General features: G+C 76.7%; 1 protein-coding gene. It reads right to left on the bottom strand.

Annotated elements, in window-relative coordinates; genetic code table 11:
• On the bottom strand, positions 1–2,548 hold a 2,548-nt coding region (locus A5636_RS26770), incomplete at its 3' end, for a hypothetical protein (RefSeq protein WP_437339803.1).
• Positions 2,549–2,641: the final 93 nt, after the last annotated feature.

Genomic DNA, 2,641 nt, shown 5'->3' with positions numbered 1-2,641 from the left:
CACCGCCAACTCCGCCGAGGCCGCCAGTACCGCCCATCCCACCGGTGCCGCCGCTGCCCGCTGTCCCGCCGCTGCCGAAGGTGGAACTCCCGCCGTCGCCGCCGGTGCCGCCGACCCCGCCTTCACCAGCCGACCCGCCGAGACCGCCGGCCCCGCCGTTGCCTGACCCGAAGGCCGCGCCGCCGGCGCCGCCGACACCGCCAACGCCGCCTTTGCCGCCGGCCCCGCCGACGCCGCCGTTACCACCGGTATCGAAGTTGGTATCTACGCCGGCACCGCCGGCACCGCCGACACCGCCGGCCCCGCCGACACCGCCGGTCCCGCCGTCGCCGCCGTTACCAGAGATCGAGCCGCCCAAGCCGCCGGCGCCACCGGCCCCGCCTAGTCCGCCGTCGCCGCCCGGTCCGCCGGGCTCGCCGACGGGGCCTTGCGCGCCGTGAGTGCCGACAGCTCCGTTTCCACCTGCGCCCCCGTTTCCGCCGTCGCCAATAGAGCCTGCGTTGCCGCCGCCTCCCCCGACACCGCCGGCAGCACCGCCTGCCGAGCCATTGCCGCCCGCGCCGCCATTGCCGCCGTTGCCGACCGACCCGGCGTCACCTCCCCACCCGCCGGCGCCACCACCACCGCCGCCATCACCGCCAGCGCCACCGTCACCGCCGTCACCGGAGCTCGCACCGCCGTCGCCGCCATTGCCGCCGCCACCGCCGACGCCACCAGATGAGTAACCGCCGGCCCCGCCGGCACCGCCGTTGCCGACCCTGGCGTCGCCGCCGAGCCCGCCGGCGCCAGCAACGCCGGCGGCACCGGATGAGTTACCGCCGGCCCCGCCTGCACCGCCGTCACCGGAGATCGCACCGCCCACGCCGCCGTTGCCGCCGCCGCCAGCGGCGCCACCAGCTGAGTTACCGCCGGCACCGCCTGCACCGCCGTTGCCACCGTTGCCGATCGTCCCGCCATCTCCGCCGTCGCCGCCGACGCCCCCAGCGCCCCCGGCTGCCGACTGACCATTGGTCCCTCTGGCGCCGTCACTACCCACCACACCACCTGTGCCGCCAGACCCGCCTTGGCCGCTGAACCCGCTCGCGCCGCCGTGGCCGCCGTCGGCACCATCGCCAGCGACACCAGCAGCGGAGTCACCGCCGCGGCCACCGGCACCGCCGCTGCCGCCGATTCCGGCATTGCCGCCAGCACCGCCGTTGCCGCCGTCGCCGAAGCCGCTTGAGTCGCTCCCGCCGGTGCCACCGAAGCCACCGTCACCGCCGACGGCCCCGGCACCGCCGACTCCGCCGGCCCCGCCAACACCGGACCCGTTGGCCGCGCCGCCGACCCCGCCAGCGCCGCCGTAACCGGCGTTGCCGGCGTTCCCACCGGCCCCACCCGCGCCTCCGTCGGCAAAACCACCGTCGTTGCCGCCGTTCCCACCGTCACCGCCTGACCCGCCCTGGCCGGCAGCACCACCGGACCCGCCCGCACCGCCGTTACCTGACCCCAGTGCCGTGCCGCCAGCGCCGCCGGCCCCAGCGTTGCCGCCGTCGGCACCGGCACCGCCGGCCCCACCCGGGTCACCCGAGCCGAAAGCGCTACCCGAATCACCGGAACCACCGTCGCCGCCACTACCGCCACGACCGCCCTGGCCGCCGGCCCCGCCGTTTCCTCCGTCACCCGAGATCGCGCCACCCAGACCGCCGGCCCCGCCGTCGCCGGCATTGCCACCAGCGGTGCCGGCACCGCCCGGGTTGCCGGTCGCACTGCCGCCGGAGGAACCGTCAGTACCGGGGGCACCGTCGCCTCCGGCCCCGCCCTGTCCGCCGTCGCCTACCGACCCGCCGTTACCGCCGGCCCCGCCATTGCCACCTCGACCGTCAAGCACGCCGTGGACACCGTCAGCACCGTCGCCGCCTTGGCCTCCGTTGCCACCGCTGGTTACCGCCGCTCCCGCACTGCCAGCAGCGCCGTCGCTGCCTCCGCTACCGCCGCTCCCAGCCTCTCCGCCATCACCGCCGGCGCCGACCGCGCCGGCGTTACCGCCATCGCCACCGCGTCCGCCATCTAGAACATCGCTGTTGCCGGCTCCACCAGCGCCACCATCGCCAGCTTCGCCTGCTGCGCCTCCGGTACCGCCCGTGCCGCCGGTGCCGTTGACCCCTGCGTTGCCGGAACCACCAGCCGCGCCCGCGTTACCGCCGGCCCCACCAGCACCTCCGGCCCCGCCGTCACCACCACTACCGCCGTTATGCCCGTCTCCACCCGGTGCGGCGCCTTCCGCACCGACGACGCCGGCCCCACCGCTGCCACCGCTGCCGCCAGCACCGCCGAGCCCACCGGCCCCGCCGTCACCGCGGACCGCGCCACCCGATCCGCCCGCACCGCCGGCCCCACCGGCACCACCAACCTCGCCATTGCCGCCCGAATCGCCGTAGGTAACACCGTCTGCGCCGGACAACCCGGCCGCACCGCTGCCACCGGCACCTCCGGCGCCGCCATTACCCAGGTTGCCGCCGTCTCCGCCGACACCACCGGTACCACCAATGCCGCCCGCACCAGGCATGCTTCCGGGGCTCCGGTCAGTGGCGTTACCACCGACTCCGCCCGCCCCACCATGACCCGAGGTTCCGGTCGGCAACTCACCGTCCGCGCCGGC

The organism is Mycobacterium asiaticum, from assembly GCF_001673315.1.
In the GTDB taxonomy this organism is placed as follows: domain Bacteria; phylum Actinomycetota; class Actinomycetes; order Mycobacteriales; family Mycobacteriaceae; genus Mycobacterium; species Mycobacterium asiaticum_B.
This window is presented reverse-complemented; position numbering and strand designations above follow the sequence as displayed.